19 protein-coding genes are annotated in these 16093 nt (G+C 71.8%); 10 read left to right on the top strand and 9 right to left on the bottom strand.

The window, feature by feature from the left end:
• The first annotated feature begins 44 nt into the window (after positions 1 to 44).
• From ACN269_RS30715 to ACN269_RS30705, 3 genes are all read left to right on the top strand, one after another.
• The gene (locus ACN269_RS30715; RefSeq protein WP_421475720.1) at positions 45 to 2177 is read left to right on the top strand and encodes a SpoIIE family protein phosphatase; all 2133 of its coding nucleotides are present in this window, start codon (positions 45 to 47) and stop codon (positions 2175 to 2177) included.
• 62 nt (positions 2178 to 2239) lie between these two features.
• Positions 2240 to 2917: an HAD family hydrolase gene (locus ACN269_RS30710; RefSeq protein ID WP_421475719.1), complete on the top strand. Its 678-nt coding sequence runs from the start codon at positions 2240 to 2242 to the stop codon at positions 2915 to 2917.
• A 104-nt stretch (positions 2918 to 3021) separates the two neighbouring features.
• The gene (locus tag ACN269_RS30705) at positions 3022 to 4308 is read left to right on the top strand and encodes a cation:proton antiporter (RefSeq protein ID WP_421475718.1); all 1287 of its coding nucleotides are present in this window, start codon (positions 3022 to 3024) and stop codon (positions 4306 to 4308) included.
• 18 nt (positions 4309 to 4326) lie between these two features.
• On the opposite strand, the gene ACN269_RS30700 is transcribed toward ACN269_RS30705, so the two are convergent.
• Positions 4327 to 5265, bottom strand: a complete 939-nt coding sequence (locus ACN269_RS30700) for an NAD(P)/FAD-dependent oxidoreductase (protein WP_421476659.1) — start codon at positions 5263 to 5265, stop codon at positions 4327 to 4329.
• A gap of 94 nt (positions 5266 to 5359) precedes the next feature.
• Between ACN269_RS30700 and ACN269_RS30695 the strand changes: the two genes are divergently transcribed.
• The gene (locus tag ACN269_RS30695) at positions 5360 to 5575 is read left to right on the top strand and encodes a DUF3072 domain-containing protein (RefSeq protein ID WP_421475717.1); all 216 of its coding nucleotides are present in this window, start codon (positions 5360 to 5362) and stop codon (positions 5573 to 5575) included.
• A gap of 10 nt (positions 5576 to 5585) precedes the next feature.
• On the opposite strand, the gene ACN269_RS30690 is transcribed toward ACN269_RS30695, so the two are convergent.
• Together ACN269_RS30690 and ACN269_RS30685 are read right to left on the bottom strand one after the other, a co-directional pair.
• On the bottom strand, positions 5586 to 6086 hold the full coding sequence (locus tag ACN269_RS30690) for a metallophosphoesterase family protein (protein ID WP_421475716.1): 501 nt from the start codon (positions 6084 to 6086) through the stop codon (positions 5586 to 5588).
• 33 nt (positions 6087 to 6119) lie between these two features.
• On the bottom strand, positions 6120 to 7952 hold the full coding sequence (locus ACN269_RS30685; protein WP_421475715.1) for a glycoside hydrolase family 15 protein: 1833 nt from the start codon (positions 7950 to 7952) through the stop codon (positions 6120 to 6122).
• 120 nt (positions 7953 to 8072) lie between these two features.
• Here ACN269_RS30685 and ACN269_RS30680 point away from each other — a divergent pair, with 120 nt between their 5' ends.
• A complete protein-coding gene (locus ACN269_RS30680) occupies positions 8073 to 8654 on the top strand; it encodes a general stress protein (RefSeq protein ID WP_421475714.1) in 582 nt (193 codons plus the stop codon).
• Positions 8655 to 8769: 115 nt separating this feature from the next.
• Here ACN269_RS30680 and ACN269_RS30675 read toward each other — a convergent pair whose 3' ends face one another.
• The 3 genes from ACN269_RS30675 to ACN269_RS30665 are packed head-to-tail and all read right to left on the bottom strand — an operon-like array spanning position 8770 to position 10037.
• The gene (locus ACN269_RS30675) at positions 8770 to 9012 is read right to left on the bottom strand and encodes a hypothetical protein (protein WP_421475713.1); all 243 of its coding nucleotides are present in this window, start codon (positions 9010 to 9012) and stop codon (positions 8770 to 8772) included.
• 3 nt (positions 9013 to 9015) lie between these two features.
• A complete protein-coding gene (locus tag ACN269_RS30670) occupies positions 9016 to 9603 on the bottom strand; it encodes a DUF1684 domain-containing protein (RefSeq protein ID WP_421476657.1) in 588 nt (195 codons plus the stop codon).
• Complete coding sequence (locus ACN269_RS30665) at positions 9600 to 10037, bottom strand: winged helix-turn-helix transcriptional regulator (RefSeq protein ID WP_421475712.1); 438 nt, start codon at positions 10035 to 10037, stop codon at positions 9600 to 9602. Before ACN269_RS30665 ends, ACN269_RS30670 begins: the two co-directional genes overlap by 4 nt.
• 61 nt (positions 10038 to 10098) lie before the next feature.
• On the opposite strand from ACN269_RS30665, the gene ACN269_RS30660 reads away from it, so the two are divergent.
• Together ACN269_RS30660 and ACN269_RS30655 are read left to right on the top strand one after the other, a co-directional pair.
• Positions 10099 to 11106, top strand: coding sequence for a hypothetical protein (locus tag ACN269_RS30660; RefSeq protein ID WP_421475711.1), 1008 nt, complete (start codon positions 10099 to 10101; stop codon positions 11104 to 11106).
• Entirely contained in the window at positions 11103 to 11519 is a 417-nt protein-coding gene (locus ACN269_RS30655) for a VOC family protein (protein WP_421475710.1), read from the top strand. The genes ACN269_RS30660 and ACN269_RS30655 overlap by 4 nt, the downstream gene beginning before the upstream one ends.
• Positions 11520 to 11583: 64 nt before the next feature.
• Here the strand turns inward: ACN269_RS30655 and ACN269_RS30650 are convergent, their stop codons facing one another.
• Positions 11584 to 12153, bottom strand: a complete 570-nt coding sequence (locus ACN269_RS30650) for a TetR/AcrR family transcriptional regulator (protein ID WP_421475709.1) — start codon at positions 12151 to 12153, stop codon at positions 11584 to 11586.
• A 61-nt stretch (positions 12154 to 12214) separates the two neighbouring features.
• On the opposite strand from ACN269_RS30650, the gene ACN269_RS30645 reads away from it, so the two are divergent.
• Positions 12215 to 12703 carry an FBP domain-containing protein gene (locus ACN269_RS30645; RefSeq protein ID WP_421475708.1) on the top strand — a complete coding sequence of 163 codons (489 nt, stop codon included), beginning with the start codon at positions 12215 to 12217 and terminating at the stop codon, positions 12701 to 12703.
• An 11-nt stretch (positions 12704 to 12714) separates the two neighbouring features.
• Here the strand turns inward: ACN269_RS30645 and ACN269_RS30640 are convergent, their stop codons facing one another.
• Complete coding sequence (locus ACN269_RS30640; protein WP_421475707.1) at positions 12715 to 13431, bottom strand: hypothetical protein; 717 nt, start codon at positions 13429 to 13431, stop codon at positions 12715 to 12717.
• 424 nt (positions 13432 to 13855) lie between these two features.
• Complete coding sequence (locus ACN269_RS30635; RefSeq protein ID WP_421475706.1) at positions 13856 to 14389, bottom strand: GNAT family N-acetyltransferase; 534 nt, start codon at positions 14387 to 14389, stop codon at positions 13856 to 13858.
• Positions 14390 to 14546: 157 nt separating this feature from the next.
• On the opposite strand from ACN269_RS30635, the gene ACN269_RS30630 reads away from it, so the two are divergent.
• Positions 14547 to 15029, top strand: coding sequence for a MarR family winged helix-turn-helix transcriptional regulator (locus ACN269_RS30630; protein ID WP_421475705.1), 483 nt, complete (start codon positions 14547 to 14549; stop codon positions 15027 to 15029).
• An 11-nt stretch (positions 15030 to 15040) separates the two neighbouring features.
• Positions 15041 to 16027 carry a pirin family protein gene (locus tag ACN269_RS30625; RefSeq protein WP_421475704.1) on the top strand — a complete coding sequence of 329 codons (987 nt, stop codon included), beginning with the start codon at positions 15041 to 15043 and terminating at the stop codon, positions 16025 to 16027.
• The last annotated feature ends 66 nt before the right edge of the window (positions 16028 to 16093 follow it).

Raw genomic sequence — 16093 nt, 5'->3', positions numbered from 1 at the left:
ACATGATCGGATGCGGCTGAGCGACGGCCGGCTAGGCTGCGAACATGCCAGGAACGGTCGGGCGAGTCCCCACGCCAGCAATTCCGGCCCCCGGCGCAACCACCGCGCCCGGTGCGGCGGCCGTGCTCGCCCACGACTGGTCCGCCACCGCGCTCGGCCCGCGCGAGGGCTGGGACCCGGCGGTCCGGGCCGTGGTGGGCGTGATCCTGGCCGCGCCGATGCCGATGGCGCTGGCGTACGGCGACGACCTGGTCCTGCTCTACAACGACGGCTACGCCGAGTTGCTGGGCAGCAAGCATCCGGCCGCCCTCGGCCGACCGGCCGCCGAGGTCCACTCCGAGGTGTGGGAGCTGCCCGGTTTCGGTGACGCGATCGAGCGCGCCTACCGGCAGGGCGTGCCCTTCCTGGAGAAGGAGTCCACGCTCTCCCTGCTCGGGGAGAGCGGCGGTGTCGAACAGGTGGTCTTCACCCGCAGCCACTCGGCCGTCCGCGACAGCTCCGGGCAGATCGTCGGAATCCTGACGGTGGCCGCCGAAACCACTCACGTCACCGAGCAGTTGCGGAGTCTCAGCGACGTGGCCGCCGCGCTCGCCGGCACGCTCACCCTCGACGACGTGGCCCGGGTCGCGCTGCGCCACACCATCGGGATGTTCGACGCCGACCGGGTGGCGTTCGTGGTCGACGAGGGTGGCGGCGGCTGGCGGATGGTGCGTCGGGTCCGCGGCGAGTTGATGGACGAGGCTGACGAGCGGCTGCCTCCGCTGTGGCGGCGGGCGCCGGCCGACTGGGAGGGTCCGGTCGCGCTGACGGCCCGGTCGGGCGAGGCCCTGTTCATCCGCGACGGTCAGCCGCTGCGCGACACCGCCGCGGACCGGCATGACCAGAAGATCCGCGCGATGGCCACGCTCCCGCTGGGCACGTCGGTGGTCCGGGGCGGGCTGACGGTCGGCTACCAGGTCGCACACACCTGGTCGGCCGCCGAGCGGGCGCTGCTGGCCGCGGCGGCGGAGCTGATCGGCCAGGCCGCTGAGCGGGCGCGACGGTTCGAGACCCAGCACGGCACCGCCCAGTTGCTGCAACGCAGCATGCTGCCCGAGCACCTGCCCGACCTGCCCCGGCTGCGGATCGCCGCCCGTTACGACCCGGGCGTGGACGGCAACGCTGCCGGCGGAGACTTCTACGACGCGTTCCTGCTGCCCACCGGCACGCTCGGCGTGGTGTTGGGCGACGTCGCCGGGCACGACGTCCAGGCCGCGGCGCGGATGGGGCAGGTGCGGGCGGCCCTGCGCGCCCTCGCGCTGGCCGATCCGACGCCGGACGCGGTGCTGACCGGGCTGGACCGGTTGGTGACCAGCCTCGGTACGGAGGCCGGCAGCCACGAACTGTTCGTCACCGTGGCGTTCGGGGTCATCGACGCCGAGCGCCGGGAACTGACCCTGGCCAGCGCCGGTCATCCCGCTCCCCTGATCCGGCGGTGTGGGCCCGACGGCCGCACACACGCCGAGTACGTGCAGGTGCCGGCCGCTCCCCCGCTGGGGCTGGGCGGGCGGCCGACCACCGTCACCGTCGCGTTCCCGCCCGGCGACACCCTGCTGCTGTTCAGCGACGGCGTGGTGGAGCGGCGCAGGCAGAGCCTGAGCGCCGGGATGGACGCGCTCGGCGACGCGGTGGCCAAGGCCGGCACCAGCGATCCCCGTGCCCTCTGCGCGGTGGCGACCGCGGCGGTGTCCGGTGGCACCGAGGACGACGTGGCGGTGCTGGCGGTCGAGCATGCCCTCAAGCCGAGCCGGTCGGCGGCGATGGAGGTGCCGGCGGAGCCGACCGCGCCCAGCCGGGTCCGGCACTGGATGACCGGTCAGCTCACCGACTGGCGGGTGCCCGAATCGGTGATCGGCGCGGCGGTGCTCTGCACCAGCGAGCTGACGACCAACGCGTTGCTGCACGCCGGTACGGCCGCCCGGGTGGAGATCGACCTCAGCCCCGAGCGCCTGCTGGTCTCGGTCGCCGATTCCGGTACGCGGGGCACCGTGACCCGGGCGCGTACCGACACGTTGAGCAGTCGCGGACGCGGACTGGGTCTCATCGAGGAGCTGAGTGACGCCTGGGGCACCGACCCGTCGGTGCGCGGCTCGACGGTCTGGTTCGAGATCCTCGTCCCTGCGGCCGAACCACACTGAGTCGTACGCACCGACCCGTGCGGGGCGAGTCAGCCGAACGCGCGAGGGGTAGGAGTGCGGCCATGGCCAACGAACAACCCCAAGGGGTGCTCTTCGACGTCGACGGAACCCTGGTCGACACCACGTACCTGCACACGGTGAGCTGGTGGGAGGCGCTGCGCCAAATCGACCGGCCGGTGCCGATGGCGACCGTGCACCGCTCGATCGGGATGGGCTCGGACAAGCTGCTGGATCACCTGCTCGGCCCGGAGCGGGACCGCGACGAGGATCCGAAGTTGCGCGAGGCGCACGACACCCTCTACACCGAGTACTGGGAACGGCTGACGCCGCTGCCCGGGGCGGTGGACCTGCTGCGCGCCTGCGCCGAGCGCGGATTGCGGGTGGTGCTCGCCACCTCGGCCGCCGAGCACGAGGTCGGCGCGTTGCGCCGGGCGCTGAACGCGGACGACGTGGTGGACACCGTCACCTCGTCGGCCGACGCCAAGGAGAGCAAGCCGGCGCCGGACATTCTCGAAGCGGCGCTCGAGCAGTCGGGGCTGGCCGCCGAGCGGGTCGTCTTCGTCGGCGACTCGGTGTGGGACGTCGCGGCGGCCGGCAAGCTCGACATCCCGTGCGTGGGGTTGACCTGCGGCGGCACGAGCCGAGGCGAACTCGCCGGGGCCGGCGCGGTGGCGGTGTACGACGACCCGGCCGCGCTGCTGGCCGAGCTGGCGGACTCCCCCCTCACCCGCCCGAGATGAGACCCACTCCGGTTCGCACGGGCGGACACGCATAGCCGCGAGTCTTCCGGGGCATCTGTGGCCACCTGCCCGCGCCGTGCGGGTGCGGCGAGAGGGTGGTGTTCGTGGAGCCGGTAGATGTGGCGTTCGCGTTGGTGGGCGTGGGCGCGCTGCTCGCGGGCATCCTGCCCCGGGTGTTGGAGCGCCGCCCGCTGTCCATGCCGATCGCGTTCCTCGCCCTCGGCATGCTGGTCTTCGTCCTCCCCATCGGACTGCCCACACCGGACCCGCTGGCCCATCCCGAGCTGGCCACCCACCTCACCGAGATCGGGGTGATCGTCGCCCTGATGGGCGCCGGGTTGAAGATCGACCGGCCGTTGAGCTGGGCCCGCTGGTCCTCCACCTGGCGACTGCTGGCCATCGCGATGCCGGTGTGCATCGCGGCGGTGGCGCTGCTCGGCTGGTGGTGGGCGGGTCTGGTGCCGGCGGCGGCGCTGCTGCTGGCCGCCGCGCTGGCCCCGACCGACCCGGTGCTCGCCGCCGACGTGCAGGTGGGCGAGCCGACCGATGTGGAGGACTCCGAGGACGAGGTTCGTTTCGCCCTGACCTCGGAGGCGGGCCTCAACGACGGGCTGGCGTTCCCGTTCGTCTACGCGGCCATCGCCATCGCCTCGACCAGCCTCGCCCCCCGCGCGTGGCTGGCCGAGTGGTTCACCGTGGACGTGCTCTGGAAGGTCGGCGTCGGGGTGGGCGGTGGCCTGCTCATCGGCTGGCTGCTCGGCAAGCTGTTCTTCCGGGCGCCCAGCGAGTTGCGGTTGGCCCGGCACGCCGAGGGTTTCCTGGCGCTGGCCGCCACGTTCCTGGCGTACGGCCTGGTGGAGGTGGCCGGCGGGTACGGCTTCCTGGCGGTGTTCGTGGCCGCGCGGGCCATCCGGGCCGCCGAGCGGACCCACGAGTTCCACTCGGTGCTGCACGACTTCGCCGAGCAGGTCGAGCGGCTGCTCACCCTGGTGTTGTTGCTGCTGCTCGGCGGCGCGATCGTGGGCGGCCTGCTCGCGCCGCTGACCTGGTCGGCGGCGGCCGTCGGGTTGGCGCTGGTCTTTCTGATCCGGCCGGCCGTCGGCTGGTTGTCGCTGCGCGGCGCGCCCGGCCGCCCGGCGGAGCACTGGGTCATCTCGCTGTTCGGCATCCGAGGCGTGGGCTCGTTCTACTACCTGGCGTACGCCACCACGAAGGCGGACTTCCGGCAGGCGGAGCTGTTGTGGGCCACGGTCGGGCTGGTGGTGCTCGTGTCCGTGGTGGTGCACGGCGTCGCGGCGACCCCGGTGATGCAGTTGCTGGATCGCGAGGGCGAGCGCACCGAGGACGCGTCCGAGTCCGAGGCCCAGCCGGTGGCCGCCGCCGGGCACTGAAGAGCGCGCCGGGGCCCCTCAGCCGAGGCGGGCGACGAGTGCGCGACCGAGGTCCCGACCGGAGCGCCAGGCGCTCTGCACGCGGGGTGTGCCGAACGCGTCGCCGGCCAGGCCGATCCCGTCCGCGTCGAGGTGGTGGGTGACGTCGGTGGGCTCGCCGGTCGGCTTGGCGTACGTCCAGCGGTGCACGTGCACGTCGGCGGCCTCGTCGGGCAGCCCGAGCAGGTCCCGGACGGCCTGCTCGATCGCCGGCCCGGCGGCGGAGGGCTGGGCCAGGTGCCCGGCGGCGAACTCCGGCACGGTGTGCGCGACCAGCACGGGCGCGTCGTCGCCGCGCCGGTCGCCGTCGTCGCAGACGAGGCTGAGCACCGGATGGTCGTTGACGAACGCGCCGCGGAAGGTCGGCCAGCGCCGGGACTCGAAGCGCAGTACCGCAGAGAGGGTCGGCGACCAGGTCTGCGCCTGCACGACGCGGGTGGCGTCGGCCAGGGCCGGATCGAGCAGCAGGGCCGCCTGCGGTCCCGGCATGGCCAGGGCGACCGCGTCGTACGCCTCGCCGTCGACCGTCGGCCCGGGTTCGACCGCGAGCACCAACCGGTCGACGGTCACCGGCACCGGTCCGGCCAGGTGTTCGACGAGCGACCGCAGCCCGCGTGGGGCGGCGTAGCGCAGCGGGCCGCGCACCTCGTGCCGGCCGTTCGTGTCGTAGGCCCAGAACGTGTCGGTCCACTCGCGGACCAGACCGGCGGTCCGCCACTCGTCGACCACGGCGGCGAAGTCCGGGTCGCTGGCGGTGAAGTACGCGGCGCCGATGTCGGCGGGCCGGCCGTCGAAGCGTTTGCTGGCCATCCGGCCGCCGCTGACGTGCCCCCGTTCGCTGACCCGCACGGGCACCCCGGCGCGGGTCAGCTCCACGGCGCACGCCACGCCGGCGATGCCCGCCCCGACCACCAGCACACCTGACGAGTTCACGCTCATCCGGTGATCGTAGGGGCATGAACCGGCGGCGATCGGGGTACTGGCACACCTGTTCGAAGAAAGGGTGATGAGGATGACGGACCGTAGCAACGACCAGGCCGACCCGCGCGGCGCGATCAAGGACCCGGACGACTGGGTCACCGGCGACGAGCCGCCGACGGCGGCCCAGGAGTCGTACCTGGCCACGCTGGCCCGGGAGGCGGACGCGACGCTTCCGGACGACCTGACCAAGGCCGAGGCCTCGAAGCGGATCGACGAGCTCCAGGCCGAGACGGGCCGGGGTCAGTAGGTCGCGCTGCTCAGCGACGCGGCAGGGTGTGCAGGCGTACGGACTCCACCCTCCCCCGGGTCGTCTCGGCCTCCAGGTAGGTGGCGTACGGCTGGGATCGACGGTCGGTGGGCGACCCGGGGTTGAGCAGGCGCAGCCCGTTGGGGGCCACGGTGTCCCAGGGGATGTGCGAGTGCCCGAAGACCAGCAGGTCGACGTCGGGGAAGCGGGCCGCGCACCGCTGTTCGCGGCCGGTGCGCGGGCCCGTCTCGTGCACCACGGCGACCCGTAGCCCGTCGAGGTCGACGCGGGCCACCTCGGGCAGCCGGGCGCGCAGCGCCGGGCCGTCGTTGTTGCCGTACACGCCGACGAGCCGCCGCGCGCGGGCGGTCAGCGCGTCGAGCAGCGATTCGTCGACCCAGTCACCGGCGTGCAGCACGACGTCCGCCGCGTCGATCGCCGCCCACAACTGCTCGGGCAGGTCCCGGGCCCGCTTGGGGAGATGCGTGTCCGCCGTGAGCACCAGCCTCATGCCGGCATCATCCCCCGGCCGCGGACGGCGCGCTCAGCGCGACGCCGGGGTGAAGAAGCCGGGCGGCGTACCCAGACTGCGCAGCGCCGAGTCTTCTTCGACGTCGCTGAGCACACCGACGGCGTTGATCAGGCCGATGTGCGAGAACGCCTGGGGAAAGTTGCCCAGCTGGTCCCCGGTCAGTGGGTCGATCTGCTCGGCGAACAGTCCCAGGTCGTTGAGTCGCGCGAGCAGCGTCTCGAACAGCTCGCGCGCCCGGTCCCGTTCGCCGGCCAGCGCCAGGCAGCACACCAGCCAGAACGAGCAGATCAGGAACCCCGCCGGGTCGCCGTCCCAGCGACGCAGCAGGCCGTCGTGGGACAGCTTGGCCTCCACGGCGCGGATCGTCGAGCGCATCCGCTCGTCGTCGGCGGGCAGGAAACCCACCAGGGGGAGCACCAGCACCGACGCGTCCAGCTCGTCGGATTCGTAACTTCCGGTGTACGCCCCGACGCGCTCGTTCCAGCCCCGTTCCAGCACCTGCGCGCGCACCTCGTCGCGGGCGGCCGCCCAGCGGGCCACGTCCTGCGGCTCGCCCAGTCGCGTGCCGAAGCGGACCGCCCGGTCCAGTGCCGACCAGCAGTGCACCTTGGAGGAGACGTGGTGGTGTTCGACGCCACGCTCCTCCCACATTCCCGCGTCCGGCAGCGCCCAGTCCCGGGCGGCCTTGTCGGCGAGGGACCGCAGCAGGTGGTAGACGTCCGGCTCCAGCGGTTCCAGCCGGTCACGCATCAGCCAGGCCGCGTCCATCGCCTCGCCGAAGACGTCGGTCTGGCGCTGCCGCCACGCGTCGTTGCCGATCATCACCGGCGGGCTGTCGCGGTAGCCGGCGAGTTGGTCCAGGCGATGCTCGGTGAGGTCCCGCTCCCCCAGCACCCCGTACATGATGGGCACCGGCTCCTCGTCGATCCGGCCCATCGCCCGGCCGAGCCAGGTGAACTGTCGCTGCACCTCGTCGAAGCAGGCCGTCCGCCACAGCGCGCGCAGGGTCAGGCTGAAGTCACGCACCCACACGTACCGGTAGTCGTAGTTCCGGTCGCCACCGAGCTTCTCCGGCAGCGACGTCGTCACGGCGGCGACCACCGCACCGCTGGGCCGGTACGTCATGCCCTGCACGATGAGCGCGCTGCGTCGCACATGCTCGGCGTACATCCCCTGGTACTCGTGCCTGCGGACCCAGGAGCGCCACCCGTCGGCCGTGTCGGCGATGGTCCGGTCGGCGTCGGGCACCTGTGGCCGGGGCGAGTCGTAGGTCGGGGCGTACCCGAGGGTGAAGTTGTGGGTGGTGCCGGCGCGGACGGTGAACGTCGCGGCGGCCTCGCCCTCGCCGCAGGTCAGCGGCACCGCCGCCACCAGGGCGAGCTGGCTGGCCCCGCCGACCGCTTCCAGGGCTCCGTCCCGCTCGACGAGGAACGGCGTGGTCCGGCCGTACTCGAATCGGGGTCGGTAGTGCAGCCGCATCGGCACCTCCCCGGAGAGACCCCGCACGCTGCGGACCAGCACCTGCGGCGAGCGGTACCCGATGTCGTGTTCGCGCGCGCCGGGCTCCAGGGCGAGCGCGTCGGTCAACTCCACCTCGCCCGCGGCGGTCCGGAAGACGGTCCGCAGTACCAGGGTGTCGTCGAGGTAGCGGCGGTCGACGGTGAAGTCGTCGGTCTCCGGCCGGATGGACCAGTGCCCGGCGTCCTGGCCGATCAGCCGGGCGAACACCGACGGCGCGTCGAACCGACCCGGGCACCACCAGTTCACCGATCCCGTCCGGTCCACCAGAGCCGCGCTGCGGCCGTCCGCGAGGAAGCCGTGGTCGCTGATCTTTGCGGTCTGCACCCGGCTGCCTACCCGGGCCGCCCCCGCGCATGCCTCCCGAGCCCGCGGCACCCCGCTGCCGGCCCGGCGTTACCGCTCGACGCTGACGGGAAACCAGGCGGCTGACGAGGGAGGATGCTCATGACCTCAGCTCCGGAGCCGACCGCCACCTGGCGGCCCGGCGCAACCAGTGGTGACGTGCTTCCGTCCGGCCCGGCAGGCCGCCCGGCGACACCCGGCGCGGACGGGCACGGGCCGGAAGGTGGCCCACCCACCGTGACGATCGGCTCGTACCCGGACTATCCGTCCGCGCAGAAGGTGGTCGACTACCTGGCGGACAACCGCTTTCCGGTGGAGCACACCGCCATCGTCGGCACGAACCTGACGCTCGTCGAGACGGTGCTCGGACGGATGACGACGGGCCGCGCGGCCCTGCTCGGCGCCGGCACCGGCGCCTGGTTCGGCCTCTTCATCGGCCTGCTGTTCGGCATCTTCACCGTCGGCAACTGGCTGGCGGTGATCCTGGTCGGGCTGGTCATCGGCGCGATCTGGGGTGCTGTGTTCGGCGCGGTCGCGCACGCCATGACCGGCGGACAGCGCGACTTCACCTCGGCCAGTTCGCTCCGGGCCGGCCAGTACGCGGTCACGGTCGACGCGCAGCTGGCCGACCAGGCAAGACAGCTCCTGGCCCGCATGCTTGGTTCAAGCCCAACGCCCCGCTGAGCCCCAGCACGCCGACGCCCCGCCGCCGATCTTGCACTTTCTGCGCTCGCATATTGGCGCAGAGCGGGCATTTCACTGACCGAAAGTGCAAGATCGGCGGGTGCCGGGGCGTGGGCTAGTAGTCGGTCTTGGCTACCTCGCGGCGGCAGACCAGGGCGAGGCTCATGCCCTTCTCGACGTCGCCCGGGTCGTCGGCCGTTCCCCGGTAGCCGTAGCTCGCCCCGTCGGGCGACAGCTCGACGTCGACACCCTTGGCCTTCAGGCACTTGACGACGGCGTACGTGAAGTCGCGTGCCTTCGGGTTGGCGGGATCCTCCTCCCAGACCCGGCGGTCACCGTCGCGATGACGGCGGCGCACCGGTCAGTCGTGGTACGCCAGCTCGCCAGCGCGCAACGGGACGTCGACCCGGTTCTCCGGCGGCGCGAGCGGGCACGCCCAGCGGTCGTCGTACGCGCAGCTGGGGTTGTAGAGGTAGTTGGCGTCCAGCCGGACCCGGTCACCGGGCAGCAGCTCGACGCCCCGGCCGAAGGTGCCCTTCACCGTGTCGGTGAGGTACCGACCCCCGCCGTACGTCTCCCGCCCGCAGGTGCCGTCGCGCAGCGGCACGAACAGTCCGCCCCCGTACGCCTCGATCCACCACAGCGTCAGCGGCCCCCAGGCCGTCTCGGCCACCGCCACCCGGCGGTAGTTCACCACCCCGTCCGGGCCGCCGGTGTCGATGCTCAACTCACCGCTGGCCGGCCGGAGCGGCGCTTCGACCACCGCGTCCGGGTTGGGTGGGAAGTACCGCACGCCCCGGAACGCGGGCCGCTCGTCGGGCGGGATGGGGCTCTGCGGGTGGGTGGCGAAGAGGTCGTCGCGGCCGGCGCGGAAACCCGCGAGGTCGACGTCGGACAGGTACAGCCGGGCCACCCGCTCCCGCCAGTCGGCCAACTCCAGGTCGGTCAGCATGCGGGGGACTCCTTGTCGAGGGACAGCTCTCCGGATCTCAGGGGCCTGCCGCACGCTTGGCAACGGACCTCGGCGACGAACACCTCGCCACAGACGTCGTGGATGAAGTCGACCTGGGGCACGTCGGCGTCGCTGTAGGTGTCGCCCCACCGCTTGAGCACGAGGATGACCTGACCGAGGTCCCGCCCCTTCTGGGTGAGTTCGTACCCGGCGACCTTGCCGTCCTCGGAGGTACGGGCCTGGAGGATGCCGGTTTCGGCCAGTTTCCGCAGCCGGGCGGCGAGGACATCCCGGGGTGCGCCGACCGCTCGCAGGATCTCGGTGTACCGCGACGCGCCGAAGGCGAGCGCTCGCACGATGTGCAGCGACCACCTGTCGTTGACGGCGTCGAGCGCGACCGCGAGGGTGTCCCGCGCCGGTTTGGAATTCAAACCAGGGGTGCTACGGTTCGTCTGGTTGGACATTCAAACCACACTACCCGAGGAAACACCCATGACGTCGTCATCCGACTCACCCACCAGGCGGGAAACGCCCGTCACCACCCAACGTGCCGCCTGGCTCTCTCTGGTGATCACCGGGCTGATCATCGGTACGGCGTTCATCGCCGTCTACGTCGGGCTGCAACGTGATCCCGCGCCGAGCCGCCTGCCGATCGCGGTCGTCGGCGACCAGCTCGCCACCGCCGCCCACGCCGGTTTCGGCGATGCCGTCACCGTCACCCCGGTCACCAGCGTCGACGCCGGCACCGCCCTGGTCCAGGACGGCGACGCCGTCGCGGTCCTCAGCCCGAGCGCGCCCGACAGCGTGCGGCTCGACTACGCCGGCGCGAGCGGATTCAGCGAGAGCGGCGCCGCCCGGCAACTCGTGGCCGGTTTCGCCCGCCAGGCCGGCATGACGGTCCAGGAGAACGACATCGTCCCGCTGGCGAGCTACGACAGCCGCGGGCTGTCCGCCTTCTACGTGGTCTTCGGGGTCACCCTCTCGTCGTTCGTCCTCGCGCAGGGGCTCACGGCGGCCACCGCGAAGGTACGCCTGCGCCACCGGCTCTACGCGATGGGCGGGTTCGCGGTCCTGATCGGCGTGGTCGCGGCCACGGTCGCCGGCCCGGTGTACGGCTCACTGACGGCGCCGTTCCCCCTGCTCGCCCTGTCGCTCATCCTGCTGTCGGCGGCCAGCGCCTTCACCACGAAGGCCCTCGGCGCCTGGCTCGGGCCGATCGGTATAGCGCTCGCCGTGCTCATCCTCACCACCATCGGCAACGCGACGAGCGGAGCGACGATCGGCGTCGACCTGCTGCCGGGCTGGGCGCAGGCGATCTCGGCGAAGCTCCCGCCGGGCGCGGCCGTCCGGGCGGTGAACAACTTCGGCTACTTCGGCGGCTCGCACACGCTGGTGCCGCTCGTGGTGCTCGCCGCCTGGTTCCTGGCGGGGCTCGGGTTCGTCCTGCTCCGACAGCGCAGCGCACCGCGACGTCCGCTCGCCGCCGAGGCCAGCCGATGACCGCCCGGGTGAGCCCGTACCTCAGCTTCGCCGGCAACGCGCGCGACGCCATGCGGTTCTACCAGTCGGTGTTCGGGGGCGATCTTCAGATCGCCACCTTCGGCGACCTGCACGGCCCCACCGAAGCGGCGACCGACGATCTGGTCGCGCACGCGATGCTCCGAGGCGCGTCCGGGATCGTGCTGATGGGCTCGGACCGGACGCCGGGCGACGATGGTCCCGGTGGCACGTCGTCGATCACGCTGGGCGGTCACGACGAGACGGAGATGACCGAGTACTGGGAGCGGCTCAGCGCGGAAGGCGCCGTCACCGTCCCGTTCGCGCCGTCGCCGTGGGGCGCCCGCTACGGCAGGTGCACCGACCGGTTCGGGACCGACTGGCTGGTGAACCTCACCGCACCGCCGACGTCCTGACCTGGGCTGGAGTCGCGGCGAACGACGGCCGGGTGAAGCAACGACCGCCATGCTCGCCCGGCCGTCACCGCTGCGGCCAGTTGCGGAGAACAGCGTCCAGGGCATCGAGGGTACGGACCCACGAGTCGTCCGTCGGACGCGGCGTGTGGCGGAAGCTGCCGGTCCGTTCCAGGCTCACGAAGCCGTGGAAGGTGCTGTGCATCATCCGGATGGCGTCGGTCTGGTCGGGCTCGGCGAGCCGGTAGCCGCGCAGGATGGCCCGGGTCATCTCCGAGTGCCGGAAACCCGCGCTCGCGGCGGCGGTCTCGGGGTCGAGGTCGATCTGCATGGCCGCGTACCGGCCCGGATGCCGCGTCGCGTAGTCCCGGTACGCGTTGGCGAATGCCACCAGCGCGTCCTTGCCGGCCCGGCCGGCGAGCGCGTCGGCAACCTGGTCGGCCAGTTCGGCGAGCGCCAGCAGGGCGATCCGGACGCGCAGGTCGTGGGCGTTCTTGAGATGGAAGTAGAGGCTCGCGTCCTTTACACCGAAGTGCCGCGCGAGGGCCGCGACGGTCACGTTCTCGACGCCCACCTCGTCGGCCAGGTCGGCCGCCACCTGGGTCAACCGCTCGACCGTCACGCCGGCACGTGCCACTCGCCACACCCCTCAAACTAGTCTCGTTAATCGCTTGCCTAGGAGAGCTAGGCTACTGCCTATGCTATCCATCACCGAATCCGACATCCGCGCCTCCTTCGTCAACGTCACGCAGGGCGAGGCGAAGCGGATGGCGCTGCCGGGCGATCTGGACACGTACCCCTGGGAGGACCTCGACTTCCTCGGCTGGCGGGACCCCGCCGCGCCGCAGCGGGCGTACCTGGTCGCCGAGACCGCCGACGGCCCGGTCGGGGTCGCGCTGCGGGTGGCGCCGCAGCAGACCGGACGGGTACGGCGCAGCATGTGCTCCTTCTGCCTGACCACCCACACCGGCGACGGCGTCTCACTGATGACCGCCCGCAAGGCCGGCCGCGAGGGCCGGCAGGGCAACACGGTCGGCGCGTACGTCTGCTCCGACCTGGCCTGCTCGCTCTACCTGAGGGGCAAGAAGGAGGCCGGACGGCGGATCGACGAGACCATCACCCTCACCGAGAAGATCGACCGCACCACCGGCCACCTGGCCGCGTTCCTGCGTCGGGTCACCGAGTAACCGGCGTCTCGCTAGGAGCAGTCGCAGAACGCGGTCGCCCGGACGACGTCCGCGACCTTCACGGTGACCGTCGGCGTCTCCGCGACGAGTCCGACGGCCTTCGCCAGGTCGTCGGACCAGACGATGAGGTCGTCGGCTCCGGGCGTCGCCCGGACGACGGAGGTCGTGAGAATCGCCTTGATCTGGAACGTGGCGTTGATGGGCGGCTTTTGAACATAGGCCAGAGCGACCCAGTCCCCACCCGGGATCTCTTTCGTGGAATCCCACTGGACGTAATACCGCGGCACGTCTCCGGGGCAACATTCGCGCGCGATCAACACATACGAATGCAGCCCGGCCGCAGCGCGCGTCCTGCCGCGCACCTCGATGGCGCAGGCGTCTTTCACGCACTCCACGGTTGCGCCATCTGTCGACGTTGGCGTGAGGATCGTGACAGGCGGTGCAGGGCTGGACGGCGGCGCCTGCGCCGGGACCGACGTCGGGGACACAGAGGTCGGGGGGCGCTCGGGCTCGGCAGACTTGTCCGACAGCACACTCGGTAGGCCGACGGCGAGCGCCACGATCACCCCGGCCGCGGCAGAGACCGCGGCCACGGCTTCCCACGGCCGCGACGGAGAGCGGGGTTGCCGGCTTTCGCTGCCTCCGGTGGCCGGTGGCGACGTGACTTCGGCGGGGACATCATCTGAATTTTCAGGTGAAGTACTTTTCTGAGCCTCTTCCTCGTTCACCCCATATCCCCCATACCACCTCAACGGTCGTCGCCGGAATATCGCGAACTCCACTATCGGCGATGGGGTCAATTGTTGGCTACGGTCGGCGTTGAGCTGCCTTATGTTGGTGTGCGCCCTGTCGAGCTGCCCCATATCTGGGCTGACCGGCGACCCGCATAACGCGGCCGACGCATCCTGCCCCATTTATGGGGCAGCTCGACAGGGCCGAACCAGAACAGGTCTCACCCTCGGTAGACGCGCCAGAGCGGTGCCGGGTGACAAAAGCTGCCAGGGCCGCCGCGAGAGGCGCGATTGTGAGGAATTGCCTGCGCGGCCCATCCCCGGCAGGGGAGGCAGCAGGATCAACGCCCGGACGATGCCGCTCCTCGGCCATGGGGGATTCGCCCGGATCAGATCGTCGGCAGCAGCACCGCAACGGGTACTAGCGGTCGGTGGCCAGGCGGGCGTGCAGGTGCTCGTCGTAGCGGCGGCCGTCGCCGTACCGGTACGACTCGCGCAGCGTGCCCTCGGCGGCATAGCCGGTCCGGTCGGCGACCCGGCAGGACGCCGGGTTGGCGACGGCGTGACACAGCTCGATCCGGTGCAGCCGCAGGTCGTCGAACGCCCACGCGGTGAGCCGGGCGACGGCCCGTGTCGCGACACCGCGCCCGCGCGCCGCCGGCATGGTCCAGTAGCCGATCGAGGCGTCGCCGTGCCGGATGTGGTGCAGCGACGCCGAGCCGAGAACTTCCCCGTCACCGGCGGCGGTCACCGCGAACGAGGCGTGGTCGCCGGCTGACCAGTCGCCCCGACGACGCACCCAGAGCAGGGCGACCTGCTCGTCGATCGGGCCGTCGCCCTGCGGGTTCCACTGGGCGATGGCCGGGTCGCGCAGGGCGTCGAGCACCGCTGGGGCGTCCGCGTCCCGCCACGGCCGCAACAGCAGGTCGTCGGCGGCCAACTCCACGTGTTCCACGAGGCCGGAGTCTGGCACACACCATGCCGGTTCCGCCGCCGGATTACCCACAGCCTTCTTCAAAGCTGTAGGAGGCGGGCGAGCAACCGGACAGACGTGACGCAGACAACCCTCAACACCACTAGTTAAATTTTTAACTAGTGCTATCGTCGTGGGCGTGACAGAGAGCCTGGACAGCACCCGAGCGGCCGCCTGGCGCGCCTACATCGAGGCCAGTCAGCGTCTGTTCACCCAGATGGAAGACGACCTGCGTGCCGACAGCGACCTCAGCTTCGCCGACTACCACGTGCTGGTCCTGCTCTCCGAAGCGCCGGGGCAACGACTCCGGATGGGCGAGCTGGCCGGCCGCCTGGTCTTCTCCCCCAGCCGCCTCACGTACCAGATCTCCTCGATGCAGCGGCGCGGCCTGGTCAGCAAGGAGCCCTGCCCGGACGACCGGCGCGGCAGCGAAGCCGTGCTCACCGCCGCCGGGCTGCTCACCCTGACCGAGGCCGCACCGCACCACCTGGCGTCGGTGCGTACCCATCTGATGGACGACCTCGACGACGACGAGGTCGCCTGCCTCACCCGGATCTTCGACCGGCTCGGCCGCCGCCTGCGGGCGGTCGGGACCACGTCGAACACCCACGCCTCACGCTAAGGAGCCCCGCGATGCCCGCGATCACCGTCGACGACGTCCTCGTCCTGCCCCGCCTGCCCAAGCTCCACAAGGCCACCACGATCCGCAAGGTCCGCAAGGTGACCACCGCGCCCAGCGGCTTCGAGGGCGAGGGTTTCCCGGTCCGCCGCGCCTTCGCCGGGGTGTCGACGACCGACCTGGACCCCTTCATCCACCTCGACCAGATGGGCGAGGTCGACTACGCGCCGGGTGAGCCGAAGGGAACCCCGTGGCACCCGCACCGCGGCTTCGAGACCGTCACCTACATCATCGACGGCGTCTTCGACCACCAGGACTCGCAGGGCGGCGGCGGCACCATCACCGACGGCGACACCCAGTGGATGACGGCCGGCAGCGGCCTGCTGCACATCGAGGCGCCGCCGGAGCACCTGGTGATGAGCGGCGGCCTCTTCCACGGCACGCAGCTCTGGGTCAACCTGCCCCGCAAGGCCAAGATGAACCCGCCCCAGTACCAGGACATCCGGGGCCGCGAGTCCGCGCTGCTCACCACCGAGGACGGCGGCGCGCTGATCCGGGTCATCGCCGGTGAGGTCGCCGGGCACAAGGGGCCGGGCTCCACGTTCACGCCGATCACCATCAGCCACGTCACCGTCCAGCCCGGCGCGCAGGTCGACCTGCCCTGGAACCCCAACTTCAACGCCCTGGTGTACGTCCTCGGCGGGCGCGGCACCGTCGGCGCCGAGCGTCGGCCGGTGCACACCGGCCAGCTCGCGGTGCACGGTCCGGGCAACGCGTTGCGCTTCAGCGCGAACGCCACGCAGGACAGCAACACCCCGGCGCTCGACCTCTACATCATGGGCGGTCAGCCCATCCGCGAGCCGGTGGCGCAGTACGGGCCGTTCGTGATGAACACCCGCGACGAGCTGCTCCAGGCGTTCGAGGACTTCAAGGCCGGCCGACTCGGCGTCATCCCCACCGAGCGCATCCCGCACACCGACGGCAAGCGCCGGCGTCCCTGACCCCGATCATGCGAAACGCCCCCGGAGCGATCCAGGGGCGTTTCGCGCAGTACCGGTCAGGCCGCC

Origin of the sequence: Micromonospora sp. WMMD736 (assembly GCF_049179015.1) — a bacterium.
In the GTDB taxonomy this organism is placed as follows: Bacteria; Actinomycetota; Actinomycetes; order Mycobacteriales; family Micromonosporaceae; genus Micromonospora.
The sequence above is the reverse complement of the archived record's forward strand: the minus strand, read 5'-3'. Positions and strand labels throughout refer to the sequence as shown.